The sequence below is a fragment of the Uruburuella suis genome, assembly GCF_004341385.1.
GTDB lineage: Bacteria > Pseudomonadota > Gammaproteobacteria > Burkholderiales > Neisseriaceae > Neisseria > Neisseria suis.
This window is the reverse complement of record NZ_SLXE01000005.1, coordinates 82,111-107,054: the sequence shown is the minus strand read 5'-3', so window position 1 is coordinate 107,054 and position 24,944 is coordinate 82,111. Positions and strand designations below refer to the sequence as shown.

The 24,944-nt window shown below is 55.8% G+C and carries 19 protein-coding genes; 8 read left to right on the top strand and 11 right to left on the bottom strand.

The features are described from left to right. Window positions 1-494 precede the first annotated feature (494 nt). Both EV680_RS03140 and ilvD read right to left on the bottom strand, forming a co-directional pair. Complete coding sequence (locus EV680_RS03140) at window positions 495-1,814, bottom strand: DUF445 domain-containing protein (RefSeq protein ID WP_132953123.1); 1,320 nt, start codon at window positions 1,812-1,814, stop codon at window positions 495-497. 924 nt (window positions 1,815-2,738) lie between these two features. Next, window positions 2,739-4,604 carry a dihydroxy-acid dehydratase gene (ilvD, locus tag EV680_RS03135; RefSeq protein WP_132953121.1) on the bottom strand — a complete coding sequence of 622 codons (1,866 nt, stop codon included), beginning with the start codon at window positions 4,602-4,604 and terminating at the stop codon, window positions 2,739-2,741. Between the two features lie 504 nt (window positions 4,605-5,108). On the opposite strand from ilvD, the gene lgt reads away from it, so the two are divergent. Next, the gene (lgt, locus tag EV680_RS03130) at window positions 5,109-5,963 is read left to right on the top strand and encodes a prolipoprotein diacylglyceryl transferase (protein ID WP_132953119.1); all 855 of its coding nucleotides are present in this window, start codon (window positions 5,109-5,111) and stop codon (window positions 5,961-5,963) included. A gap of 67 nt (window positions 5,964-6,030) precedes the next feature. On the opposite strand, the gene EV680_RS03125 is transcribed toward lgt, so the two are convergent. Continuing rightward, the gene (locus EV680_RS03125; protein WP_132953117.1) at window positions 6,031-7,368 is read right to left on the bottom strand and encodes an anaerobic C4-dicarboxylate transporter; all 1,338 of its coding nucleotides are present in this window, start codon (window positions 7,366-7,368) and stop codon (window positions 6,031-6,033) included. A gap of 309 nt (window positions 7,369-7,677) precedes the next feature. On the opposite strand from EV680_RS03125, the gene grcA reads away from it, so the two are divergent. Continuing rightward, window positions 7,678-8,064, top strand: coding sequence for an autonomous glycyl radical cofactor GrcA (grcA, locus tag EV680_RS03120; protein ID WP_132953115.1), 387 nt, complete (start codon window positions 7,678-7,680; stop codon window positions 8,062-8,064). Window positions 8,065-8,787: 723 nt separating this feature from the next. Here the strand turns inward: grcA and alaS are convergent. Then, window positions 8,788-11,682 (bottom strand): alanine--tRNA ligase, encoded by a 2,895-nt coding sequence (gene alaS, locus EV680_RS03115; protein WP_132953113.1) that lies wholly within the window; start codon window positions 11,680-11,682, stop codon window positions 8,788-8,790. 180 nt (window positions 11,683-11,862) lie between these two features. Between alaS and EV680_RS03110 the strand changes: the two genes are divergently transcribed. Beyond that, window positions 11,863-13,023 carry a polyamine ABC transporter substrate-binding protein gene (locus EV680_RS03110; protein ID WP_132953111.1) on the top strand — a complete coding sequence of 387 codons (1,161 nt, stop codon included), beginning with the start codon at window positions 11,863-11,865 and terminating at the stop codon, window positions 13,021-13,023. Window positions 13,024-13,577: 554 nt separating this feature from the next. On the opposite strand, the gene EV680_RS03105 is transcribed toward EV680_RS03110, so the two are convergent. The 4 genes from EV680_RS03105 to glpK form a co-directional block, all read right to left on the bottom strand. Next, window positions 13,578-14,756 (bottom strand): oxidoreductase, encoded by a 1,179-nt coding sequence (locus EV680_RS03105; RefSeq protein WP_132953109.1) that lies wholly within the window; start codon window positions 14,754-14,756, stop codon window positions 13,578-13,580. A gap of 39 nt (window positions 14,757-14,795) precedes the next feature. Beyond that, complete coding sequence (locus EV680_RS03100; protein ID WP_132953107.1) at window positions 14,796-15,791, bottom strand: LLM class flavin-dependent oxidoreductase; 996 nt, start codon at window positions 15,789-15,791, stop codon at window positions 14,796-14,798. 246 nt (window positions 15,792-16,037) lie between these two features. Continuing rightward, a complete protein-coding gene (locus EV680_RS03095) occupies window positions 16,038-16,349 on the bottom strand; it encodes an ArsR/SmtB family transcription factor (RefSeq protein WP_132953105.1) in 312 nt (103 codons plus the stop codon). A gap of 183 nt (window positions 16,350-16,532) precedes the next feature. Continuing rightward, complete coding sequence (gene glpK, locus EV680_RS03090; protein ID WP_132953103.1) at window positions 16,533-18,026, bottom strand: glycerol kinase GlpK; 1,494 nt, start codon at window positions 18,024-18,026, stop codon at window positions 16,533-16,535. Window positions 18,027-18,151: 125 nt separating this feature from the next. Between glpK and EV680_RS03085 the strand changes: the two genes are divergently transcribed. The 5 genes from EV680_RS03085 to EV680_RS03065 all read left to right on the top strand — a co-directional run bounded on the left by EV680_RS03085 (window position 18,152) and on the right by EV680_RS03065 (window position 21,846). Beyond that, window positions 18,152-18,997 carry a 23S rRNA (adenine(2030)-N(6))-methyltransferase RlmJ gene (locus EV680_RS03085; protein ID WP_132953101.1) on the top strand — a complete coding sequence of 282 codons (846 nt, stop codon included), beginning with the start codon at window positions 18,152-18,154 and terminating at the stop codon, window positions 18,995-18,997. A 133-nt stretch (window positions 18,998-19,130) separates the two neighbouring features. After that, window positions 19,131-19,493 carry a hypothetical protein gene (locus tag EV680_RS03080; RefSeq protein WP_132953099.1) on the top strand — a complete coding sequence of 121 codons (363 nt, stop codon included), beginning with the start codon at window positions 19,131-19,133 and terminating at the stop codon, window positions 19,491-19,493. 12 nt (window positions 19,494-19,505) lie between these two features. Continuing rightward, window positions 19,506-20,477 carry a class 1 fructose-bisphosphatase gene (locus EV680_RS03075; RefSeq protein WP_132953097.1) on the top strand — a complete coding sequence of 324 codons (972 nt, stop codon included), beginning with the start codon at window positions 19,506-19,508 and terminating at the stop codon, window positions 20,475-20,477. A gap of 125 nt (window positions 20,478-20,602) precedes the next feature. Beyond that, a complete protein-coding gene (locus EV680_RS03070; protein WP_132953095.1) occupies window positions 20,603-21,169 on the top strand; it encodes a peptidylprolyl isomerase in 567 nt (188 codons plus the stop codon). Between the two features lie 113 nt (window positions 21,170-21,282). Beyond that, complete coding sequence (locus EV680_RS03065) at window positions 21,283-21,846, top strand: YceI family protein (RefSeq protein ID WP_132953093.1); 564 nt, start codon at window positions 21,283-21,285, stop codon at window positions 21,844-21,846. Window positions 21,847-21,973: 127 nt separating this feature from the next. Here the strand turns inward: EV680_RS03065 and trxA are convergent, their stop codons facing one another. The 3 genes from trxA to EV680_RS03050 all read right to left on the bottom strand — a co-directional run bounded on the left by trxA (window position 21,974) and on the right by EV680_RS03050 (window position 24,942). After that, window positions 21,974-22,300, bottom strand: coding sequence for a thioredoxin TrxA (trxA, locus tag EV680_RS03060; RefSeq protein WP_132953091.1), 327 nt, complete (start codon window positions 22,298-22,300; stop codon window positions 21,974-21,976). Window positions 22,301-22,381: 81 nt separating this feature from the next. Next, on the bottom strand, window positions 22,382-23,929 hold the full coding sequence (locus EV680_RS03055) for an ABC transporter ATP-binding protein (RefSeq protein WP_132953089.1): 1,548 nt from the start codon (window positions 23,927-23,929) through the stop codon (window positions 22,382-22,384). Then, window positions 23,926-24,942 carry an ABC transporter permease gene (locus EV680_RS03050; protein ID WP_132953087.1) on the bottom strand — a complete coding sequence of 339 codons (1,017 nt, stop codon included), beginning with the start codon at window positions 24,940-24,942 and terminating at the stop codon, window positions 23,926-23,928. The genes EV680_RS03055 and EV680_RS03050 overlap by 4 nt, the downstream gene beginning before the upstream one ends. Window positions 24,943-24,944 lie beyond the last annotated feature (2 nt).

Sequence of the window (24,944 nt, the reverse complement as noted above, 5' to 3'; positions counted from 1 at the left end):
GCCCTCTCCCTAGCCCTCTCCCACGGGAGAGGGAACAGGTTTCTGCTGCGGGTAAGAGGATGTGAATATTCAATAATTAATTGCCGCATCTATAGCTTTGTCAAAACAAAGCGTAATCGTATGCATATAGTGGAATGCATAAAAAAGTGACACGACGGGTAGGTTGGGTTGAAAACCCAACAAGCCCACGGGCCGTCTGAAACGTTGGGTTTATCAACCCAACCTACTCCGTGATAGTGCGTGGTTTTGTATCACTTTTTCTTGCATTCCACTATAACACAAAAATGCCGAAACCTTTGCAAAACGCCCGTTCTGTCGCTCCTGCGCAGGCAGGAGCCTAGTTAAAGCGCAGCTTCAGTTGCCAGACCCATTCAAAAAATAACCCCACTGCGTTGGCTCGCCTTGCCATATGTGTGTACTGTCTTCGGGCCGCCTTGTCAGCTTACTTTTTTGAATGGGTATTATTAAATGATGGTTTGTTTATTTTTGCGCAATCAAAACAGCCATTGCGACACGCTGTAAATCACCAGCCCCACCAAGCCGCCCACCAGCGTGCCGTTGATGCGGATAAACTGCAAATCGCGGCCCACGCTCAATTCGAGTTTTTCCACCATTTCGCGGCTGTCCCAGCCTTTCACCTTATCGGACACAAATTGCGCCGCCTGCTCTTTATAGCGCATCACGCCATCGCGCACCATCAACGACAAACGCACATCCGCGCGGCGCATAAATTGCGGGTATTGCGCCGCCTGCGCCAGCATATGATCCAACAACTTATTGAGCTGCACGAGCCAGAGCGAATCCGCTTGCTGCACATCGGCCGCCGTCCACGTTTGTAGGCTCTGCCACATCCGCGCCAGGCTTTGCTGCACCGCGCTGGAATGCGCAAGCTGGCGCTTGCCCGCTTCGAGCCGCTTGTGCCACAGGCGCGAATGGCGCAAGGCTTCGCTGATGCGGTCGATTTGTTCATCCACATTTTTGCGCAAACGGTGCTCAGGGTCTGCCAAGGCCGCGGCCAGATAATCATCGGCCCAATCGAGCGCTTTGGCGGCCACCCAACCATCCACCCTGTCTACCAGCGAGCCTTTGAGCGAAGCTTTGATTTTTTCCCAGGCGCTGGGCGCTTCGCTTTCAATGCGCGCCGCCCATTCGTGCAGATTTTGCTCCAACAAAGCGCGTGTTTGCGGATCGCGCAGCCAGCGGCGCGTTTGCTTCATCAAAGCGCGCAAGAGCGTTTGGTGCAAGCCTTGCGATTTCAGCAGCGCGAGCGCATCGGCCAGGGTTTTGCCGATTTTGTCGCCGCTGTATTGCTCGGCCAGCATCATGCTGCCGAAACGCGCCACCTGCTCGGGCTTGGCCACATTCAAAAGCGCCGGCAGCTGCGAGGCCAGCCACGGCAGCCAACGCGCGCGGTTGGCCGGCGCGGCCAGCCAGGCCAACAATTTTTCACTCGGCGCAGCCTGATACACGCGCAACGCAATCGGGCGGCCCTGCAAAAAATTGTTTTCAATAAAGCGCCCCAACTCATCGGCGATACGGTGTTGGTTGCGCGGCAAAATGGCGGTATGTGGAATCGGCAGGCCCAAAGGGCGGCGGAACAAGGCGGTAACGGCAAACCAATCGGCCAGCGCGCCCACCATCGCCGCTTCGGCAAAGGCTTTCACATAGCCCAGCGCCGGATATTGGCGCACATTCATGGCCGCCACCACAAACAGCACCGCAGCCAAAAAGAGCAGCCCCGTGGCCAAGCGGCGGCTTTTTCGCAAGCGCAGCCGCGCCGCTTCCGTGCGCGCTTGGGCAGATAAAATCGTCATATTCTTCTCCGGCAGATACCGATTCGGTTATTGCTTAAATTTTAGGCAACAATATTTTTCGTTATCATCACAATGGCTTGCCCAGCTTATCCACATATCTTGCACAAGATAGCAAACAAAAGCTGTGGGCAAGGCTTGAAACTCAAGCCCTTTGAATTTTCCGCGCTAAATTGATTAAATTTTAAGCAGCTCGATTTTTCGCAATTATTTCAATCCTCAGCCCGCCTTATCCACAAGCCGCCCACAGCTTTTTGCCGTGCAAATGCGGATAAACGCCGGCTTGCCGCTCAGATTTTCAGACGGCCTTTTGCCTATATTTTAAGCAAATTTATTTTTGTCTGTGCAATCAACACATCACGCGGCTTATCCACATCTATTGCACACCCACACCAACATAAATGGGGGCAATTGCCACCTTTTTTGCGCATAATACCAATCCAAAAAAATAACCTAACTTCGTTGTCTCGCCTTGCCGTACTATCTGTACTGTCGCAGGCTTCCGCCTTGTTAGCTTACTTTTTTGAATGAGTATAATTTCCGTGCTTGAACAGCGGGATTGCTATCGGCGCGGCTTCACGCCATTTTAGCATGCGCTCTGCATCCTATTGCCGCCATTCAAACAAGGACTGCACAAAAGCCTGAGGCCGTCTGAAAACATTTCAGCCTGTAGGTCGGATTCTCGAATCCGACACTTGTTCGCAGAACAAGGCACGCACATCGCTTTGGCCGTTGGCCAAATGTCGGATTCAAGAATCCGACCTACGCGGATGATGCTGCCGAACTGCTTTTATTTTGTAAGGTTATTTTTTTGAATTGGTATAAGTTGTTTAATAATAAAATGAATTTTGTAAAAGCCTGAGGCCGTCTGAAATTTTTTCAGACGGCCTCAGACTTTTACAGCCATCAATGCAAATTCAGGCTGGCTCAGCTTTTGCGCTCAACTTGCGACACATCGCGCACGGCGCCGGTGTCGGCGCTGGTGGTCATGGCGGCATAGGCGCGCAAAGCGGCCGACACTTGGCGCTCGCGATTTTGCGGCTTCCAAGCGGCTGCACCGCGCGCTTCCATTGCTTCGCGGCGCTGTTCGAGCACGTCAAACGGCACGGCCAAGTGGATGCTGCGTTTGGGGATGTCGATTTCTACCGCATCGCCCTCTTCCACCAAGCCGATTGCGCCGCCCTCGGCCGCTTCGGGCGAAACGTGGCCGATGCTCAAGCCCGATGTGCCGCCGGAAAAGCGCCCGTCGGTGAGCAAGGCGCATGCTTTGCCCAAGCCTTTGGATTTTAAATAGCTCGTGGGATAAAGCATTTCTTGCATGCCGGGGCCGCCTTTGGGGCCTTCGTAGCGGATAATCACAATATCGCCGGCCTCGATTTGATTGTCGAGAATCGCCGCCACGGCATCATCTTGGCTTTCAAACACGCGCGCTCGGCCTTTAAAGGTGAGAATGCTGTCGTCCACGCCGGCGGTCTTCACCACGCAGCCGCGCTCGGCGATGTTGCCGAACAACACCGCCAGGCCGCCGTCTTGCGAATACGCGTGCGCCTGGCTGCGGATGCAGCCGTTTTCACGGTCGAGATCCAGGCTCGGCCATTGGCGGTTTTGCGAAAAGGCTTCGGTGGTGCGCACGCCGCCGGGCGCGGCTTTGTAGCGTGTGTGCGCCGCTTCATTGGCCGGGTTGGTGATGTCCCATTTATCCAGCGCGGCTTGCAGAGTATGTTCGTGCACGGTGGGCACATCGGTGTGCAGTTTGCCGGCGCGGGCAAGCTCGGCCAAAATGCTCATCACGCCGCCGGCGCGGTGCACGTCTTCCATATGGTATTTCTGCGTGGCCGGCGCCACTTTGCACAAACACGGCACGCGGCGGCTGATGCGGTCGATGTCGGCCATTTTGAAATCCACTTCGGCTTCGTTGGCGGCGGCCAAAAGGTGCAGCACGGTGTTGGTGGAGCCGCCCATGGCCACATCGAGGCTCATGGCGTTTTCAAACGCGGCTTTGGTGGCGATATTGCGCGGCAACACGCGCTCATCGTCTTCTTCATAATAGCGTTTGGTGATATCCACAATCAGGCGGCCGGCTTCGAGAAACAATTCTTTGCGGCCTGCATGGGTGGCCAAAAGCGAGCCGTTGCCCGGCAGCGACAAGCCCAAGGCTTCGGTGAGGCAGTTCATCGAATTGGCGGTGAACATGCCCGAGCAAGAGCCGCAAGTGGGGCAGGCGCTGCGCTCCACCGCAGCCACTTCTTCATCGCTGATGCTGTCGTCGGCCGCATCCACCATGGCATCCACCAAATCGAGCTTGCGCCCGTCCACAATATTGGCCACGCCGATTACCTTGCCCGCTTCCATCGGCCCGCCGGATACAAACACGGTGGGGATATTCAGGCGCAGCGCGGCCATCAGCATGCCGGGGGTGATTTTGTCGCAATTGGAAATGCACACCAGCGCATCGGCGCAATGCGCGTTGACCATATATTCCACCGAATCGGCAATCAAATCGCGGCTGGGCAGCGAATAAAGCATGCCGCCGTGGCCCATGGCGATGCCGTCGTCCACCGCGATGGTGTTGAATTCTTTGGCCAGGCCGCCGGCTTTTTCGATTTCGCGCGCCACCAGCTGCCCCATATTGTGCAGATGCACATGGCCGGGCACGAATTGGGTAAACGAGTTGGCAATGGCGATAATCGGCTTGCCGAAATCTTCGTCGGTTACGCCGGTGGCGCGCCACAGCGCGCGCGCGCCGGCCATATTGCGGCCGTGGGTGGAGGTTTTGGAACGGTAGGCTGGCATGGTGGTTTCCTTGATTCTGGTTCTGATTGACTTAATTTCAGCAGGCCGTCTGAAAGCGTTTCAGACGGCCTTATGTGGATAAAACCTTGTGCGGCTATTTTATACCAATTGTTAACGATTAAGAAGCCGACAAAATGTCTGATTATGCTTTATGCGCGTTCAGACGGCTTATGCTTTGGTTTGCGGCAAGCAATCACCGCTCAATTATTTTTGATGTGGGGATTTTTAAGGGGCTCTGAATAGCTCCGGCGAGTGAATTTTATCGGCATGAGTTGCTCTGAGCCTCTTTAAAATATAGGCCGTTCTATGGCTGCAGCCGCCGCAAAGCAGATTGGCGTTGAAATCGCGCAATTATGTGCACAAAGTTATCCCACAGGCCGTCTGAAAAGTTTCAGACGGCCTGTGGGATATTGTGTCTTTAGCCTTTCCTTACCTTTCAAGCGCCGCGCCACAGCAGCGCTTTGGGCTATAATGGCCGCTTGAAAAATTTCAAGGCCACGCATCATGATGATACATCCGCAGTTTGACCCGATATTGCTCAGCATCGGCCCCTTGGCCATCCGCTGGTATGCGCTCAGCTATATTATCGGCTTTGTGCTGTTTATCTGGCTCGGCCGGCGCCGCATTGCAGAAGGCAACACGGTGTTTACCAAAGAAATGCTCGACGATTTCCTCACTTGGGGCGTGATCGGCGTGATTTTGGGCGGGCGCTTGGGCTATGTGTTGTTTTACAAATTTTCCGATTATCTCGCCCATCCGCTGGATATTCTCAAAGTGTGGGAAGGCGGCATGTCGTTTCACGGCGGCTTTTTGGGCGTGCTGGTGGCGATGTGGCTGTTTGGCCGCAAGCACCACATCGGCTTTTGGAAAGTAGCCGACTTTGTGGCACCGCTCGTGCCTTTGGGGCTGGCTTCAGGGCGCATCGGCAATTTTATCAACGGCGAATTGTGGGGCCGCGTCACCGACATCAATGCTTTTTGGGCGATGGGCTTTCCGCAGGCGCGCTATGAAGATTTAACCGCCGCCGCCCACAACCCGCAATGGGCGGCCTGGCTCACCCAATACGGCATGCTGCCGCGCCACCCGTCGCAGCTTTACCAATTTGCACTGGAGGGCGTGGCGCTGTTTGTGATTGTGTGGCTTTTCTCGAAAAAACCACGCCCCACCGGCCAAGTGGCGATGGTGTTTTTGGCGGGCTACGGCTTTTTCCGCTTTATCGCCGAATTTGCGCGCCAGCCCGACGATTACCTCGGCCTGCTCACTTGGGGCTTGTCGATGGGGCAATGGCTGAGCCTGCCGATGGTGGTGCTGGGCATTATCGGCTTTATCTATTTCGGCAAACGCGGCAAAGCGGCGTAAACAAGTTATACCAAACAAACAGGCCGTCTGAAGGCTTTCAGACGGCCTGTTTGTGATGCATCATGGTTCACAACACCAAAGGTGCCACCAAAAAGCCCAACGCCACGGCAAACACAATTGCCAGCACGCCCGGCAGCAAAAACGAATGGTTGAACACAAAGCGGCCGATGCGCGTGCTGCCGGTGTCGTCCATCTGCACCGCGCCCAGCAGCGTGGGATAAGTGGGCAGCACAAACAGCGCCGACACCGCCGCAAAGCTCGCCACCAAAATATACACCTGCCCATTATTCGCCGGCGTGATGCCCAGCGCCAGCACCACCGCCGGCATAATCGCCTTGGCCGTGGCCGCTTGCGAATAAAGCAGCATGCTGGCAAAGAAAAGCGCCACCGCCAAAAGCCACGGATAATTGCTCACCAGCGCGGCGGCGGTTTCTTTCACCGCATCCAAATGCGCATTCACAAAAGTGTCGCCCAGCCACGCCACGCCGAGCACGCACACGCAGGCGGCCATGCCCGATTTGAAGGTGCTGGTTTCCAAAAGCTTGCCGGTGTCGAGCCTGCAAAAAATCACAATCAGCGTGGCAATAATCATCATAAAGCTCACAATCGCACCATCGCGCGGCAGCACCGGGTTTTCCACCAAGCCGATGGCCGGTGAAATCGCGCAGGCATAAAGCACCACCGCCACCACGCCGAGCAGGAAAATCCACACCGACAAACGCGCGCCCTTGGGCAGCGCCGCCCGCGCACCGCGCTCAGGTGGCAGCACCAAGCCCGCAGCCAAGCGCTGCCGGTAAACCGGGTCTTGCGACAAATCCAGCTTGAAAAAAAGATTAATCAGCAAAGCCACCAGCATGCAGGCCGCATAAGTCGTGGCCAACCAAATCAGCAAAAGCCTAGGATAGCTCACGCCCAAAGGCTCGAGTATGCCGCTCATAAACACCACCGCCGCGCTCACGGGCGAGGCGGTGATGGCGATTTGCGAAGCCACCACCGCAATGCTCAAAGGCGCGCTGGGCTTGATGTTTTCACTTTTGGCCACCTCCACAATCACCGGCATCATCGAATAAGCCGTGTGGCCGGTGCCCGCTAAAATGGTGAGAAAATAAGTAACCGTGGGCGCTAAGAAATTGATGTTTTTCGGGTTTCTGCGCAAAATATTTTCCGCCATGCGCACCAGATAATCGAGGCCGCCGGCCAGCTGCAAAGCCGCAATCGCTGCAATCACCGCCATAATGATCAAAATCACATCGTGCGGAATATGCCCGGGCGCCAGCCCCAAGCCCAGCGCCAACACCGCCACGCCCAAGCCGCCGGTGTAGCCGATGGCCATGCCGCCCAAGCGCACGCCGAGAAAAATTGCGCCCAAAAGCACAATAATCTGCAAAATCAAAGAGGTATCCATATAATGCATTTATATTCGTTTTAAGAGGCATGCTTTGTAACATAATTTCATACATTGCGAAATAGTGCTTTCGCAGCATGCTGCACCGCCGCATCAAACACAGCAAACCGCTTTGCACAAAAGCAGCGGCGGGAAACGGCCTGCTTAACAAGAGCTTTTAAAGATTCAAAAGCTTAGCCAAAAGCCAAAGCGCTCTTTTATAGCAGCGTGTAGGATTTTGTAATTTGATTCAAGTCAATTTCTTTTCAGGTGCAGGGTATACAATTCACATAATCTATTTTTAATCGCACATAAACGAAAGGAAGTTACATGATCAAAGGCATCCAAATCACCCAATCGCAAAACCCGGCCCTGCTCAACTCATTCTGGCTCTTGGATGACGAAGCCCAAGAAGTGCGCTGCCTGTGCGCCAACAGCAACGATTTCGAAGCCGACACCGTGCTGCCGCTGCCGCAGCTGGGCGAAGTGTCTTACCGCGAAATTCCGGTTGATTTCAGCAACCGTCCGCAAGTGGAAGGCGGCCAACACCTGAATGTAAACGTGATGACCCGCGAAACCTTGGAAGAAGCCATCGCCAACCCGGAAAAATACCCGCAGCTCACCATCCGCGTGTCCGGCTACGCCGTGCGCTTCAACTCGCTCACCCCCGAGCAACAACGCGACGTGATCACCCGCACCTTTACTGAAAATATGTAATTCGTGTGAAGATGGCGCCAAGCCGTCTGAAAAGATAAACAGCCCTTTTGAACCGGGATTTCGGTTTAAAAGGGCTGTTTTTATAGTGTGTTGCACAAAATATAAAACGGAAGTCATGCCCGCTTAAATAAATCATCATGACATAGCATGCAAAAGCCGGCGGATTCGGATGCGAAGCACACAACCGGCAACCCACCGTAGGTACGATTAGGCTGTAAGCCGTAATCGTACGAATGCAGCTGCCGCAGCGAACACAGTTGGAAGTCGATCAAAGCAAGCCGTCTGAAAATCAATCTTCAGACGGCTTGCTTGTTTCATGCGTACGATTACGCCGCTGCCGGCGGCTAATCGTACCTACGCGGGCTGTTTCACGGGCAAAGCCCTCGTTACGCGGCTGCGTAGGTACGATTAGGCTGCAAGCCGTAATCGTACGAATGCAGCTGCCGCAGCAAACACAATTGAAAGTTCTATCAAAGCAAGCCGTCTGAAAATCAATCTTCAGACGGCTTGCTTGTTTCATGCGTACGATTACGCCGCTGCCGGCGGCTAATCGTACCTACGCGGGCTATTGATACGGCAATTAAATATTGAGAACCTTAAAAGTTAAATAATTGAAAATTTTAAATTTTTATGATTTAAGTTTCAATGTTTAATTGCCAAATCTATAAATTTCGATAATTTAGGCCGTCTGAAACCTTTCAGACGGCCTATCTCACTTCAAATTCAAGCCAGCTTGCCGCCGACCCAATCTTTCACCCCGTTCAACACTTCCGGCAATTTCTCCGCATCGCTGCCGCCGGCTTGCGCCAAGTCCGGCCGGCCGCCGCCTTTGCCGCCGATTTGTTCGGCCACGAATTTCACCAAGTCGCCGGCTTTCACTTTGCCGGTGAGCGGTTTGGACACGCCGGCGCAGAGGGATACTTTGCCTTCGTTCACGGCGGCGAGCAGCACCACGGCTTGGTCGGATTTGCCGGTGAGGTCGGTGACGATGTCGCGCAGGGCGGCGGCTTCGGCGTCGATTTGGGCAACCACCAGTTTGGCTGTGCCCAAATCTTGCGCGTTGTCGAAAAGTTTGGCGGCGGCGTGCACGGCCAATTCGCTTTTGGCTTGCGACAAGGCTTTTTCCAACGTTTTCGTTTGAGCCGCATTGGCTTGGATTTTGGCGAGCACGTCTTTTTCGGTTTGTGCTTTCACTTCGCCGATGATGTCGCGCACCAAGCGCTCTTGGTTTTGCGCCCATTGCAGCGCGTTTAGGCCGGTGATGGCTTCGATGCGGCGGATGCCGGCGGCAATGCCGCCTTCGCTGATGATTTTGAAGAGGCCGATGTCGCCGGTGCGCGCCACGTGGGTGCCGCCGCACAATTCGGTGGAAAAATCACCCATTTTCAGCACGCGCACTTCGTCGCCGTATTTTTCGCCAAACAGCATCATGGCGCCGGCTTGTTGCGCGGCTTCCATGCTCATCACATCGGCTTCCACCGCCACGTTGGCCAAAATGGCTTCGTTTACGCGGCGCTCCACTTCGGCGATTTCTTCGGCGCTCACGGCTTGCGGGTGGGAAATGTCGAAGCGGGTGAGCTCTGCGCTCACAAGCGAGCCTTTCTGCTCCACATGCTCGCCCAACACTTCGCGCAAGGCGCGGTGCATCAAGTGGGTGGCGCTGTGGTTGCGCATATTGGCGGCGCGGATGTCGTTGTCGATTTTAGCGCTCACGGCATCGCCCACGTTCAGACGGCCTGACACGAGCACGCCGAATTGGCCGGTAACGGCGGCTTTGATTTTTTGGGTGTCGCGCACTTCAAAGCGGTTTTCGCCGGCAAAAATATAGCCCACATCGCCCACCTGGCCGCCGCTTTCGGCATAAAACGGGGTGAAATCAATCACCACTGCGCCGCTATCGCCTTCTGCCAAGCTTGCCACCGGTTCGCTGTCTTTATAAAGGGCGACAATTTTGGCTTCGGTTTGGCGCTCGCTATAGCCTTTGAATTCGGTGTCGCCGCCTTCATAAGCCAATTGGGTGTCGGCTTTGAAGTTTTGCGCGGCGCGGGCGCGGGCGCGTTGGGCTTCCATTTCGCGCTCGAAGCCTTCGCTGTCGAGCTCGATACCCAATTCGCGCGCCATATCGGCGGTGAGGTCGTAGGGAAAGCCGTAGGTGTCGTAGAGCTTAAACACATGCTCGCCCGAAATAATCATTTTGCTGTTGGCAATGTTGTCGTTTAAATAGCGCTCAAGGGCTTCGGCAAACGGCCGGTTTTCTTCGGTGGCGGCTTTTTGCTCGATCACGTCGGCGATATTCAGATTGAGGCTCTCGTTAATTGCGCCCTCGATATGCTTGCGCACCACCACCAATTTTTGGTCGGCATTGTGGCGCGAAGCCACTGAGAATTCCACGCCGTCGGCCGTGCTCAGCAGCAGCGGCTCGCCGATGCCGTCGGCCGGCAGCAGGCTTTCCAGCTTTAAAAACTGCATGCCGCGCCAAACCTGGCTGAACAACACCATGCCTTTTTCCAAAGTTTCACCAAAGCGGGTTTCTTCGCCGCGCAAGGCTTCCATGATTTGCGTTTGCTTTTCTTTCAATTCGGGATAAGCGCCGCCCATTTCGGCCACCAAATCGGGCACGAGTTTGTAGAAAAACGCGCCTTTTTGGCCGAGCTTGTAGCCGTGGCGCACGGCGCGGCGGATGATGCGGCGCAACACATAGCCGCGGCCTTCGTTGCTGGGCATCACGCCGTCGGCAATCAGAAACGAGCAGGCGCGGATGTGGTCGGCAATCACTTTCAGGCTCGGCTCGTCCATGCTGAATGCCACACCGGTTTCGCGCGCGGCGGCTTTGAGCAGGTTTTGGAAAAGATCGATTTCATAGTTGGCGTGCACATGCTGCATCACGGCGGCCATGCGCTCCAAGCCCATGCCGGTATCCACCGAAGGCTTGGGCAGCGGGTTCATGGTGCCGCTTTCGTCGCGGTTAAACTGCATAAACACGCAGTTCCAGATTTCGATAAAGCGGTCGCCGTCTTCTTCGGCGCTGCCCGGCGGGCCGCCCCAGATATGGTCGCCGTGGTCGTAGAAAATTTCCGAGCAAGGGCCGCAGGGGCCGGTGTCGCCCATTTGCCAGAAATTATCCGAGGCATATTTGGCGCCTTTGTTGTCGCCGATGCGGATGATTTTTTCAGCCGGCATGCCGATTTCGTTGAGCCAAATATTGTAGGCTTCGTCGTCTTCGGCATACACAGTGGCCAGCAGTTTTTCTTTGGGAATGTTCAGCCATTCGGGCGAAGTAAGAAATTCCCACGCAAAATGAATGGCATCGCGTTTGAAATAATCGCCGAAGCTGAAATTGCCCATCATTTCAAAAAAGGTGTGGTGGCGGGCGGTGTAGCCCACGTTTTCCAAATCGTTGTGCTTGCCGCCGGCGCGCACGCATTTTTGCGCGGTGGTGGCGCGGTTGTAGGCGCGTTTGTCGAAGCCGAGAAACACGTCTTTAAATTGGTTCATACCGGCGTTGGTAAACAAAAGCGTGGGGTCGTCGTGCGGCACCAGCGAGGAAGAAGCCACAATCTGGTGGCCTTTGGTTTCAAAGAATTTTAAGAATTTTTGGCGGAGTTCTGCGGTTTTCATAATGTTTTCTATGTGGGTTAAACGATTTTCAGACGGCCTTAATGCATCAGCAAAGGCCGTCTGAAAAGCAAATATCAAATCTTGGCTATCTTACCGCAGATTTGCCTTTGCGCCTACCCGAGGCATACTGCTTTTGCTATACTCTGTTTGCATTTCCCCTCCACTCCAATATAAGGAATCATGATGAAATCATTGCCTTTATTCGGCCTTGTGGTGCTGGCGCTGGCCGCCTGCGGCGACAAGTCCAACGAGAAGCCCCCCAACAGCGCCGCAGCTTCTGCCACCGCTTCCACTTCCGGCACCCTGCCCGAAACCGCCAACCTGAAAATCTACAACTGGTCGGATTATGTCGACCCCGCCACCGTGGCCGCCTTTGAAAAGCAATACGGTGTGGCCGTGAAATACGATTATTACGACAGCGATGAAACGCTGGAGAGCAAAATGCTCACCGGCAAATCCGGCTACGACTTAGCCGGCCCCTCCAATGCCTTTATCGGCCGCCAAATCAAAGCCGGCGCTTATCAAAAGCTTGATAAAAGCCTGATTCCCAATTATAAAAACATCAATCCCAAGCTTTTGGCGCTGATGCAGGAAGTGGATCCGGGCAACGATTATGCCGTGCCTTTTTTCTGGGGCACCAACACATTTGCCATCAACACCGAGCGGGTGAAAAAAGCGCTCGGCACCGACAAGCTGCCCGACAATCAATGGGATTTGGTGTTCAACCCCGAATACACCGCCAAGCTCAAGCAATGCGGCATCAGCTATCTGGACAGCGCCGCCGAAGTTTACCCGATGGTGCTCAACTATATGGGCAAAAACCCCAACAGCAGCAATATCGACGACATCAAAGCCGCCAGCGAATTGCTCAAACAAAACCGCCCCAATATCAAGCGCTTCACCTCATCGGGCTTTATTGATGACTTGGCGCGCGGCGACACCTGCGTGACCATAGGCTTCGGCGGCGATCTGAATATCGCCAAGCGCCGCGCCGAAGAAGCCGGCGGCAAAGAAAAAATCCAAGTGATGATGCCCAAAGAAGGCGTGGGCATTTGGATTGATTCGTTTGCCATTCCGAAAGACGCCGCCAACGTGCTCAACGCCCACCGCTATATCGACAACATTCTCGAGCCCGAAGTGGCCGCGCAAAACGGTGATTATGTTACCTACGCGCCCTCCAGCCTGCCCGCCCGCGCGCTGATGGCCGCCGAATACCGCGACGACAACACCGTGTTTCCCACCGATGAAGACATGGCCAACAGCTTTATCATGGTGCCCATCGAGCCGGAAAGCCTGAAATTTATGGTGCGCCAATGGCAAAGCATTAAAGCGGGCAAATAACGTTTTTTGGTGATGATGTTTGGCAAACAAAGCCTGAGGCCGTCTGAAAGATTTTCAGACGGCCTCAGGCTTTTGTTGTGGGCATGCACGTCATACCAATTCTAAAAAATAACCTTACAAAATAAAAGCAGTTCGGCAGCATCATCCGCGTAGGTCGGATTCTTGAATCCGACATTTAGCCAACGGCCAAAGCGATGTGCGTGCCTTGTTCTGCGAACAAGTGTCGGATTCGAGAATCGGACCTACAGGCTGCTGAAAGATTTTCAGACGGCCTCAGCGTTTGCCCATGCATACCACATGCTGCTCGCTTGCATGCATAGGGTTGCAGCCTGCACAGCGGGCAGCTTGGGCTGAAAACCCAACGAATCCCTCAAGCCGCCTGAAATGTTGGGTTTGGCAACCCAACCTACGCGCTGAAGCTTTGATGCTCAGGCGGCACGGTTGTTTTCCGGTTGGGTGCACGTTTCATGCACACGCGCATACGAGATGCCGTCTGAATATTTTCAGACGGCATCCCGTATCAAACCATGACGGTTTATTGATTTAAACAACCATCACTTCAAGCCGCGAAACGGCACCCACGGCTGCATGTTCAGCAACAAGCCCCACAATACATCAGGAATATGTTGCGCTTGTGCGCCCAGCGGGCCGTCGAGGCTGTCGGCCAGCTCGTTTTCGCGGCCGGCGGCGATTTTGAGCGCGAAATCGGGGTTGATAATCGCGCCGCGCCCCACGGCAATCAGCTCGGCGTGGCCGCTGTTGCCCGCATCGGCAATGCTTTGCGCACTCACCAAACCGCCCACGCCGACAAGCGGCAGGCGGCCGGCCAGATGGCGGTGGATTTGCGCAATGCGCTGCGGCGGCAACTCGGGATGGGCGGCGGCGTTTTCGGCCGGCTCGTTAAAATCGCCCAGCGACACATGCAGGTATTGCAGCGGCAGCTTCACCAATTCATCAATCAAGGCCAGCGTGTCGGCCATTTTAATGCCGTTTGCAGGCGCTTCTTCGGGTGAAAAACGATAGCCGACGATAAAATCTTGGCGGCCGGATGCGGCCACGGTATCGGCCACGGCGCGGGCAACGGCCAGCGGGAAAGCCATGCGTTTTTCGCGGCTGCCGCCCCATTCGTCATCGCGCAGGTTGCTGGCGGCGGAGTAAAACTGTTGCAGCAGATAGCCGTTGGCGCCGTGGATTTCCACGCCGTCGAAACCGGCGTCTACAGCATATTGCGTGGCTTGGGCATAAGCAGCCACTATTTCACGGATTTCGGCATCGGTGAGCACGCGCGCTTCGCTTTGCAGGCGTTTGTCGGCTTCGATATCGAATGAAAACGACGGGGGAATCAGCGTAAACGCGCTGGGCGCCACCACGCCGTTGGCCGGCACCAAATGCGGCAGTGCGCGAAAGCCGCCGTGATGAATCTGCAACACGGCTTTGGCGCCTTTTGCCTGTATGCTTTGCGCCAAGCGGCGCAGGCCGGGCAGATCTTCAGCGCGGATGGCGTTGGGCTCGCCGTCAAAGGCGCGGCCGGTGGGGTGCACGGTGGTGGCGGCGGTAATCACCATGCCTAAGCCTTTGCTGCGGCTGGCCACAAAATCGATTTCGGCTTCGCTGGCCGTGCCGTCTGCATGCGAGGCCCAATGCGTCATCGGGGCGAGCACCAAGCGGTTGGGCAGAGTTGCGCCGTTGTTGAAAGTGAGGGGTTGGAACAAGGCTTCAAATTGCGGTTTCATATTTTGCTTTCTTGGTTAAATATCAATCGTAAATCGGTTTCAGACGGCCTCTACCGCCTCTTTAAACAAACGGTAAGACGCAAACTGCAAGGCTTCGTCATAAATATAGCTCACCGCCATATATTCATCGGCACGCAGGCGCGTGTGCAGCTCGCTAAATTGCGCCGCCAAGGTGGCGGGGCCGCCGATTAAAGAGCAGGCGGTCATGCTGTTAACCGTGTGTTGCTCCATCTCGTTCCAGCGCCCGGCCATGCTGTCGACTGGCGGCGAGAGCGGCTGGCGGCTGTTGCGCACCACGTTGAGAAAAAATTGCTGCTGGCTGGTGGCCAGATATTGCGCGGCTTGATCATCGTCGGCGCCAATCACATTGAGCGCCACAATGGCATAAGGCTGCGCCAAGGTTTCAGACGGCCTGAAGCGGCTGCGGTAAATCGCCAGCGCCTCTTCAAGCATACGCGGCGCGAAATGGGCGGCAAACACATAAGGCAGCCCTTTTTCAGCAGCCAAATAAGCGCTTTCGGTGCTGGAGCCGAGGATATAAAGCGGCACATGGGTGCCAATGCCGGGAAAGGCTTTCACATAGCCCTGCCCTGCCGCATCACCCAAATAGCGCTGCAAAGCGGCCACATCTTCGGGAAAATCAAGCGAGGTTTCGCGCTCGGCGCGGCGCAAGGCTTGGGCGGTGAGGCGGTCGGTGCCGGGGGCGCGCCCCAATCCCAAATCCACGCGCTCGGGATAAAGCGTGGCCAGTGTGCCGTATTGCTCGGCCACCATCAGCGGGCTGTGGTTGGGCAGCATCACGCCGCCGGAGCCCACACGGATGCGCTGGGTGTGTTGCAGCGTGTGGCTGATTAAAATCGAAGTGGCGGAGCTGGCGAGCGAGGTGGTGTTGTGGTGCTCGGCAATCCAATAGCGGCTATAGCCCAAGGCTTCGGTGTGCTGCGCCAGCACCACCATGCTTGCCAAAGCCTGCTCGGTGGTGTGGCCGGCGCGCACGGGCACGAGGTTGAGTGCGGATACGGCGGGTGTGGTCATTATTTTTCCTTTCAACGGCAAGCCTACTTTCAGACGGCCTGTTTTAATTCAGCGATAATTTCTTATATCTAAAAATATAGATTGGATAAAATCAAAATATAGTGGATTAAATTTGAATCAAGACAAGGCGGCGAGCCGCAGACAGTACACACGTACGGCAAGGCGAGCCAACGCAGTATCGGTTCAAATTTAATTCACCATAATCCCGCGGCTGCGGGGAGGCGGGCAGATTTGCGCCCTGCCCGTTTAAATCTGCTCGCGCAATTGCTGCAATAAAGCTTCCACGCCGGCGCGGTGATAGCGGTAATACGTCCATTTACCGATACGGCGCGATTCGAGCAGGCCGGCTTTTTTCAAGGTGTTGAGATAGCCCGACACCACCGATTGGGCCAGCCCGGCTTTTTCGGCCACCAGCCCCACACACACGCCGCCCTCAAAATCGTGCACCACATCGCAATGCGCATGCGCGGCAAAATGCTGCTGCGGGCTTTTCAGCCACAGCAGCATTTGATAGCGGTATTCGTTGGATAAGGCTTTGAAGGTGTCGGTGGGTTTCATGGACGCTATAATAAATCTAGTTTTATAGATATGTCAATATAAAACAGGCCGAAATCTTACAAAACGGGTGTTTTACAAAAGCCTCAGGCCGTCTGAAAAATATTTCAGACGGCCTGAGGCTTTGATTCAAATATACCGTAAAAACAATGTCGACAAAGCTTCAAAACCGCTTTCGATTGATCCTCAATCATCAATCCAATGCTGCGCCGCCTTCACCGCTTTATGCCAATAATGCAGCATTTTCTGCACGCGCTCGGGTGGCAGCTGCGGCGAAAACACTTTATCCGCCTGCCATTGCGCCCGCAATTCGTCGGTGCTCTGCCAAAAGCCCACCGCCAGCCCGGCCAGATAAGCCGCGCCCAGGGCGGTGGTTTCGGTGATGCGTGGGCGCACGATATCGAAGGCAAACAAATCCGACTGCACCTGCATCAAATAATCGCTTTGGCTCGCGCCGCCATCCACACGCAATTGCGCGGTGGCCTGGCCGGCATCGGCTTCCATCGCCTTTACAATGTCATACACCTGAAATGCAATGCCTTCAAGCACGGCGCGGGCGAGGTGGCCGTTTGACGTGCAGCGGGTGATGCCGAAAAAACTGCCGCGCGCATATTGGTCCCAATAAGGCGCGCCCATGCCTGAGAGCGCGGGCACGAAATACACGCCGCCGTTGTCGGCCACGGAAGCGGCCAGCGTGTTGATTTCATCGGCTTCGCGTATCAGCCGCGCGCCGTCGCGCAGCCATTGGATTGCCGCGCCGCCCACAAACACGCCGCCTTCGAGCGCATAAGTGGTTTTGCCGCCGATTTTCCAGGCCACGGTGGCGAGCAGATTGTGTTGTGAATCCACAGGTTTATCGCCGGTGTTCATCAACAAAAAGCAGCCGGTGCCGTAGGTGTTTTTGAGCATGCCTTTATCCAGGCAGAGCTGGCCGAATAAGGCAGCTTGCTGGTCGCCCGCGATGCCGGCAATGGCAATCGGCCGATTGGTGAAGCGCGGCGCGGTGTGCCCGTATATTTCGCTGCTGGATTTCACTTCGGGCAGCATGGCGCGGGGAATATCGAAAAGGGCGAGCAAATCTTCGTCCCATTGCAGCGTGTGGATGTTGAAAAGCATGGTGCGGCTTGCATTGCCGGGGTCGGTAACGAAGGTGCGCCCTTCGGTGAGGTTCCACACGAGCCATGTGTCTACCGTGCCGAAACACAATTCCCCTTTTTCGGCGCGCGCACGGGCGCCGGGCACATGGTCTAAAATCCATTTCACCTTGGTGGCGGAAAAATAAGCATCGAGCACGAGGCCGGTTTTGGCGCGGATGGTGTCGCCGTGCGCGGCGCGGATGCTGTCGCAATATTTGGCGGTGCGCCGGTCTTGCCACACAATGGCGCGGTGCACCGGCTCGCCGCTGGCTCTATCCCACACTATCGTGGTTTCGCGCTGGTTGGTGATGCCCAGGGCGGCGATTTGATCGGCGGCAATGCCCGATTGCGCCAGCGCTTCGGCCAGCACCGACACCTGCGTGCTCCAAATTTCTTTCGCATCATGCTCCACCAGCCCCGGCTCGGGAAAATGTTGGGCAAAGGCTTTTTGCGCCTTGGCAACGATTTGGCCTGCATGGTTGAAAATCATCGCACGCGAAGAAGTGGTGCCCTGGTCGAGCGATAAAATATAGTGTTCCGCCATAATTGTGCCTTGTTGTGGTTTGGGCAAAATGTAACGCGTTTGCAGCAGCTTTGGCAACGGCGGCGCTACTCGCGGGCGGATAAATCCCGTAAAATAGCGCCATTCTTTCAGACGGCCTCTCTTTCATGCTCAGCTACCGCCACGCTTTCCATGCCGGCAACCATGCCGATATGCTCAAACATTTCGTGCTTTATCTCACGCTCGATTATTTCAACCGCAAAGACAAACCTTATTGGTATATCGACACCCACAGCGGCGCGGGGCTTTACGATTTGCGCGGCAACGAAGCGCAAAAAGTGGGCGAATACAAGCAAGGCATCGCCCTGTTGCAGCAAGCCGCCAAGCTGCCGCCGGGTTTGCACGACTTTTTAGGCCGTCTGAACGCGATTCTGCCCGAGCCGCACCTTTATTGCGGCTCACCCTGGCTCGCGCAGGCGATGCTGCGCCCGGCCGACAAGCTGCGCTTGTTTGAGCTGCACCCGGCCGATTTCCAGCATCTGCAACACAATATGCAGCAAGCCCGGCTCGGGCGGCGCGGCCAAGTGGTGCAGGCCGACGGCTATCAGGGTTTGATTGCCTTATTGCCGCCGCCCACCCGCCGCGCCGTGGTGTTGATCGACCCGCCTTATGAAGAAAAACAGGATTACGAACGCGTGGTGCACACCCTGAAAGAGGCGCAAAAGCGCTTTGCCCAAGGCTGCTATTTGGTGTGGTATCCCTGCCTGAGCCGCGAAGAGAGCCGCAAATTGCCCGCGCAGCTGCAAAAGATTGCACCCGATAATTACCTGCAAGCCGAGCTGCATGTGCAGCGCCCGCGCTCCGACGGCTTCGGCATGCACGGCAGCGGCATGTTTATCATCAACCCGCCCTATCTTTTGGCGCAGCAGCTGCAAGAGAGCCTGCCCGCGCTGGCCGCCTTGCTAGCGCAAGACGATGGCGCGCGCTTTGTGCTGGATTTTCAAATCAAATAAACCACAGGCCGTCTGAAACCGCTATGCGTTCAGACGGCCTTGATGAATTCACCCGATGATGCGGCAAAGATAGAAAGCAGCCGCGCTTTGCATTACAATCCTCATTGTCCGCTTACCGAAAGAGCTGCTTTTTATGCGCACCACCCGCCCTATTCTCACCTTATTGCCCGCCCTCTTATTGCTGGCAGCCTGCGGCGAGCAAAAAGCAGCCGTCGAAGAAAAATTCAACAGCGAATTTATCAGTTCGTTCAGCAAAGCCTGCGTGGAAAGCATACCGGAAAACACGCGTATTTCGTCCGAGCAAAAGCAGCAAGTGTGCCAATGCGCGGCCGAGAAAGCGCTGGAAGTGCTCACCCCGGCCGACATCGCGCGCGCCATCAGCGGCAATATCGATGAAGCCACGCAAAGCAAAGCCAACACCGCGGCCCAGCCCTGCATCGAAGCCTTGATTCAACAGCATCAACCCGCCTCCGCCCCCTCAACCGATTCCCACTAAAGCGAGAAACTTATGACTACCCTGGCCGAATTCCTGCCCCAACACCTGCAACAACACGCTCTGCCCGACCAACTGGGCGGCGTGCTCCAATCCGTGGTCGATGCCTGCGTGCAAATCAACCGGCAAGTGCGCCTGGGTGCGCTGGCCGGCGTGCTGGGTGAAGCCGGCAGCGGCAATGTGCAGGGCGAAGATCAGAAAAAACTCGATGTGATTGCCAACGATGTGCTGATTGCCGCGCTCAAAGCCAATGCCGATGTGGCCGGGCTCGCCAGCGAAGAAGAAGACACATTCGTGCCCTGCCATGAAGAAGGCCGCTATTTGGTGCTGTTTGACCCGCTCGACGGCTCGTCCAATATCGATGTGAATATTTCCGTGGGCACCATTTTCTCCATTCTCACCAAGCCGCAAGGCGCGCTTGCTACCGAATCGTTTCTGCAAAAAGGCCGCGACCAAGCCGCCAGCGGCTATGTGCTCTACGGCCCGCAAACCCAGCTCGTGTTTACCTTCAAGCACGGCGTGTTTGTGTTTACCCTTGATGAAAACGGCCAATTCGTGCAAACCGGCGCCCACCCGCAAGTGCCCGCACAAACCAAAGAATTCGCCATCAATATGTCGAACCAGCGCCACTGGTATGCGCCGATGCAGCAATACATCGCCGAATTGCTCGCCGGCGACACCGGGCCGCGCGCCAAAAATTATAATATGCGCTGGGTGGCCTCGATGGTGGCCGAAATCCACCGCACCCTGATGCGCGGCGGCGTGTTTATGTATCCGCAAGACGCACGCGACCCCGCCAAGCCCGGCAAGCTGCGCCTGATGTATGAAGCCAACCCCTTGAGCTTGATTCTCGAGCAGGCCGGCGGCGCGGCCACCAATGCCGCCGCCGATATGCTCGACATCCAGCCCGAAGGCCTGCACCAGCGCGTGGCCGTGGTGATGGGCAGCCGCGAAGAAGTGGAATATGTGCGCCGGCTGCATGTATAAATATTCAAAGTAATTGTTTTATAAAGGCCGTCTGAAAACTTTCAGACGGCCTTTTGCACTTTTTTACAAACCACAACCGCAAATTCAGCGATAATACGCACCCATTTAATATCCGTTTTCTCATTATGCAAACTTTATCCAAATTCCTGCTCTGCGGCCTGCTCGGCTTTGCCGCGCTGGGCGCACAAGCCGAAACCCGCGCCGTGATCGACACCAATATGGGGCAGATCCGCCTTTCACTTGATGAGCAAAAAGCACCCAAATCCGTGGCCAATTTTGTGAACTATGCCAATAAAGGCTTCTACAACGGCACTATTTTCCACCGCGTGATGGACGGCTTTATGATTCAGGGCGGCGGCTTCACCCCCGATATGGAGCAAAAACCCACCGAAAAAGCCATCAGCAACGAAGCTGAAAACGGCCTGAAAAACACCGTCGGCACCATCGCCATGGCACGCACCGCCAACCCCAATTCCGCCACCAGCCAATTTTTCATCAACGTGGCCGACAATGATTTTCTAAACTATAAAGACCGCACGCCCCAAGGTGCCGGCTATGCCGTGTTTGGTAAAGTTACCGGCGGCATGGATGTGGTGCAGAAAATCGCCAAAGTGCAAACCGCCAACCGCGCTTATCATCAAAATGTGCCGGTGAAACCGGTGGTGATTGAAAAAGTAAGCATCCTGCCATAAAGCGCCCATCTTTAATTGATGGGAAAGATATCATCAAGCCGTCTGAAATGTTTCAGACGGCTTTTCATGTTAGGATGCAAACACTTTCACTTTCAAAAAATCAAGGAGCCCTCATGAAAAAAACCCTGTTTGCCGGCTTACTGGCCGTGGCCGCCGGCGCTGCTTCCGCCGCCACCTACACCATCGACAGCCACCACGCCAATGCCCGCTTCGCCATCGACCATTTCGGCGCCACCACCAACACCGGCGGCTTCTACAACCTCACCGGCACCGTAGCATTCGACCCGAAAGCACAAACCGGCTCGGTGGATGTGCGCATTCCCGTCAGCTCGCTCAACACCGGCAACGCCCGCTTCGACGAGCACCTGAAAAGCGCCGATTTGTTTAACGCCGCCCAATATCCCGAAATGCGCTTCCAATCCAGCAAATGGCATTTCAAGGGCAATAAAGTGAGCAGCGTTGAAGGCACGCTCACCCTGCTCGGCCAAACCCATCCGGTAACGCTTAAAGCCACCAAGTTCAACTGCTACAACAGCCCGATGCTGAAAACCGAAGTGTGCGGCGGCGATTTTGAAACCGTGATCGACCGCAGCAAATGGGGCATGAATTATCTGGTGGCCGCCGGCATGTCGAAAAACGTCAAGCTCACCATTCAGATAGAAGCCGCCAAACAATAAACCGATAAACGGCCAACCGTTTGATTCCATAAACAGGCCGTCTGAAAACTGTTTCAGACGGCCTGTTCTGTTATTGATTCCGATAAAAATAAAAAAAGCTGCCGCAGCAGCTTTTTTATCATCCGGCTTAAATCGATGCGTTTACAAACGCCACCAATTGGCCTTTGGCCAAGGCACCCACTTTGGTGGCCACGTTTTGACCGTCTTTAAACACCATCAAAGTCGGAATGCCGCGCACGCCGAATTTGGCCGGGGTTTGGTCGTTGTCGTCGATATTGATTTTCACCACTTTGAGCTTGCCCTCGAATTCGGCGGCCACTTCATCCAAAATCGGCGCAATCATTTTGCAGGGGCCGCACCACGGTGCCCAAAAATCCAGCAACACCGGCACATCTGATTTCAAAACATCTTGCTCAAAGCTCGCGTCGGAGGCGTGTACGATTAAATTGCTCATGTCGGTTTCCTTTTGAAGTGAATGCGCCTGCATTCGGTTGGTTGTTTGATGCGCTTAGAATAGGGGTTTCGGCGCAAAATTTCAAGTGCCCGCGTGCATCAATAGTTTTTTTGTATAGTCTGCATTCGGTTTGGCAAACACCGTCTCCACCTTGCCTGCTTCTATCACACAGCCGTCTTTCAACACCATCACCCGATGCGCAAGTGCGCGGATCACGGCCAAATCGTGGCTGATGATGATCAGGCTCAGCCCGTGCTGCCGCTGCAAATCGGCGAGCAAAGCCAAGATCTGTTGCTGCCATTGCACATCGAGCGCGCTGGTGGGCTCATCGAGCACCAACACCTGCGGGCGCACGATAATGGCGCGCGCAATCGCCAGCCGCTGGCGCTGGCCGCCGGAAAAAGCATGCGGATAGCGGCTCAAAATATCGTCATCCAGCCCCACCTGCCGCAACACTTCACCCACCCGCGCACGCATGGCGGCCTGATTCAGCTGCGGCTCATACACGCGCAAGGCTTCCGACACAATTTCCAGCACCGTCATGCGCGGGTTGAATGCGCCAAACGGGTCTTGAAACACCATCTGCATTTCGCGTCTAAGCTCGGGCCGCCACGCCTGCCCGTTGATGTTCAGACGGCCTTTGGCCGGCATCAACCGCATCAGCGCTTTGGCCAGCGTGGTTTTGCCGCTGCCGCTCTCGCCGATAATGCCCAGCGTTTCACCCGCCTTCAAATCAAACGATAAAGGCTCGAGCAGGATTTTTTCGCGCTTTTTAAACCAGCCCACGCGCTCGCTCACCGCCACGCTGATTTGCTCGGCCGCCAGCACCGTGGCCGCATCAGCAGGCACAGCGCCCACTTCGCGCCGTGCACCGATGCCCAGCAGCATTTTGGTGTAATCGTGTTGCGGGCGGGCAAACACATCGGCCACGCTGCCCTGTTCCACAATGCGCCCACCCTGCATCACCGCCACATCGTCGGCAAAGCGGCGCACCAAGTTCAAATCGTGGGTGATGTAGAGCATGGTCATTTGATGCTCGGCCTGCAGGCGCGCGAGCAAATCGAGAATCTGCGCCTGCACCGCCACATCCAGCGCCGTGGTGGGCTCATCGGCAATCAAAAGTTGCGGCTCGGCCGCCACTACCATCGCAATCATCGCCCGCTGGCGCTGGCCGCCGGAGAGCTGAAACGGATAAGACAGCGCCTTGGTTTCAGGCTCGTGTATGCCGGTTTCGGCCAGCAAAGCCACCGCTTTTGCCCATGCCTGTTTCGGCGGCAAACCCAAATGCAGCGTGAGCACTTCGGCAATTTGCCTGCCCACCGGCATCACCGGATTGAGCGCCGTCATCGGCTCTTGAAACACCATGCCTATGCTTTTACCGCGCAGCTTCTGCAATTGGCGCGGTGATTTTCCAAGCAGGTTTTCGCCGTTGAAATTCAGACGGCCTGTGAGCGACACCGCCGGATTAAGCTGCATAATGCCTTGCGCCAACACCGTTTTGCCGCTGCCGCTCTCGCCCACAATCGCCAGTTTGCGGCCGCGGCGCACGCTAAGATTGATGTCGTGCAGCACCGGTTTGCCGGGAAAAGCGGCGCTGAGGTTTTCGATTTCGAGGATATTCATACTCAGCTCCTCGCCCGCACATCAAAAGCCTGTCGCAGCCCCTCGCCTATCATCACCAGCAGCAACAGCATAATGGTGAGCGCGCACACGGCAGAGAGGCCTATCCACCAAGCATCGAGGTTGTCTTTGCCCTGCGCCAGCAATTCGCCCAAGCTCGCTTGCGCAGCGGGCACGCCTAGGCCGAGAAAGTCGAGGCTGGTGAGCGCGAGCACGGCGCCGGAAATGCGAAACGGCAAAAACGCCAGCACCGGCGTGAGGCTGTTGGGCAGAATATGCCGCCACATAATGGTGCGGTTGCCCACGCCCATGCTTTTGGCCGCCAGCACATAATCGGCCTGGCGGTTTTTCAGAAACTCGGCACGCACATAATCCGACAAGCCCATCCAGCCGAACAGCGCCAGAATCACCAGCAAAACCAGTAGGCCGGGGTTGAAAAACGAAGAGAGGATAATCAGCAGATAAAGCTCGGGCAGGCCGCCCCAGATTTCAAGAAAGCGCTGCATCACCAAATCCACCTTGCCGCCGAAATAGCCCTGCACGGCTCCGGCGAGCACGCCGATGACGGTGGTGACGGCGGTGAGCGCCAGCGCAAACAAAAGCGAATCGCGAAAGCCGTAAACCAGGCGCGCCAGCACATCACGGCCGCGGTCGTCGGTGCCGAGCCAGTGTTGTGCCGAGGGCGGCGCGGGATCGGGCGCGGTGTCGAAATCGTTGAGCGTGTTGGCGGCATAGGGGTTGGGCGGATACACGGCATTATTGCCATCGGCGGTGATATTGCGGCGCACCAGCGGGTCGAGATAATCGGCAGGCGTGTCGAAATCGCCGCCAAACACGGTTTCGTTATAGCTTTTCACCATCGGAAAATAATAGCTGCCCTGATAATGCACCAACAAAGGTTTGTCGTTGCTCCAAAGCGGCGCCAACAAGGCCAGCGCAAACAGCACGGCGAGCAGGCGCAAAGCCCGAAAGCCGCGTTTGTGTTGTTTGAATGCCTGCCAGGCGGAAAAATGTGAATTCATCG

Excerpts from the sequence above, each read along its gene's own strand:
- EV680_RS03125 (WP_132953117.1), bottom strand. The coding sequence starts at position 7,368 with ATGGATACCTCTTTGATTTTGCAGATTATTGTGCTTTTGGGCGCAATT.
- EV680_RS03080 (WP_132953099.1), top strand. The coding sequence starts at position 19,131 with ATGCGCACCACCCGCCCTATTCTCACCTTATTGCCCGCCCTCTTATTG.
- EV680_RS03095 (WP_132953105.1), bottom strand. The coding sequence starts at position 16,349 with ATGAAACCCACCGACACCTTCAAAGCCTTATCCAACGAATACCGCTAT.
- alaS (WP_132953113.1), bottom strand. The coding sequence starts at position 11,682 with ATGAAAACCGCAGAACTCCGCCAAAAATTCTTAAAATTCTTTGAAACC.
- EV680_RS03050 (WP_132953087.1), bottom strand. The coding sequence starts at position 24,942 with ATGAATTCACATTTTTCCGCCTGGCAGGCATTCAAACAACACAAACGC.
- ilvD (WP_132953121.1), bottom strand. The coding sequence starts at position 4,604 with ATGCCAGCCTACCGTTCCAAAACCTCCACCCACGGCCGCAATATGGCC.
- EV680_RS03140 (WP_132953123.1), bottom strand. The coding sequence starts at position 1,814 with ATGACGATTTTATCTGCCCAAGCGCGCACGGAAGCGGCGCGGCTGCGC.
- trxA (WP_132953091.1), bottom strand. The coding sequence starts at position 22,300 with ATGAGCAATTTAATCGTACACGCCTCCGACGCGAGCTTTGAGCAAGAT.
- grcA (WP_132953115.1), top strand. The coding sequence starts at position 7,678 with ATGATCAAAGGCATCCAAATCACCCAATCGCAAAACCCGGCCCTGCTC.
- EV680_RS03070 (WP_132953095.1), top strand. The coding sequence starts at position 20,603 with ATGCAAACTTTATCCAAATTCCTGCTCTGCGGCCTGCTCGGCTTTGCC.
- lgt (WP_132953119.1), top strand. The coding sequence starts at position 5,109 with ATGATGATACATCCGCAGTTTGACCCGATATTGCTCAGCATCGGCCCC.
- EV680_RS03100 (WP_132953107.1), bottom strand. The coding sequence starts at position 15,791 with ATGACCACACCCGCCGTATCCGCACTCAACCTCGTGCCCGTGCGCGCC.
- EV680_RS03105 (WP_132953109.1), bottom strand. The coding sequence starts at position 14,756 with ATGAAACCGCAATTTGAAGCCTTGTTCCAACCCCTCACTTTCAACAAC.
- EV680_RS03065 (WP_132953093.1), top strand. The coding sequence starts at position 21,283 with ATGAAAAAAACCCTGTTTGCCGGCTTACTGGCCGTGGCCGCCGGCGCT.
- EV680_RS03075 (WP_132953097.1), top strand. The coding sequence starts at position 19,506 with ATGACTACCCTGGCCGAATTCCTGCCCCAACACCTGCAACAACACGCT.
- glpK (WP_132953103.1), bottom strand. The coding sequence starts at position 18,026 with ATGGCGGAACACTATATTTTATCGCTCGACCAGGGCACCACTTCTTCG.
- EV680_RS03110 (WP_132953111.1), top strand. The coding sequence starts at position 11,863 with ATGATGAAATCATTGCCTTTATTCGGCCTTGTGGTGCTGGCGCTGGCC.
- EV680_RS03085 (WP_132953101.1), top strand. The coding sequence starts at position 18,152 with ATGCTCAGCTACCGCCACGCTTTCCATGCCGGCAACCATGCCGATATG.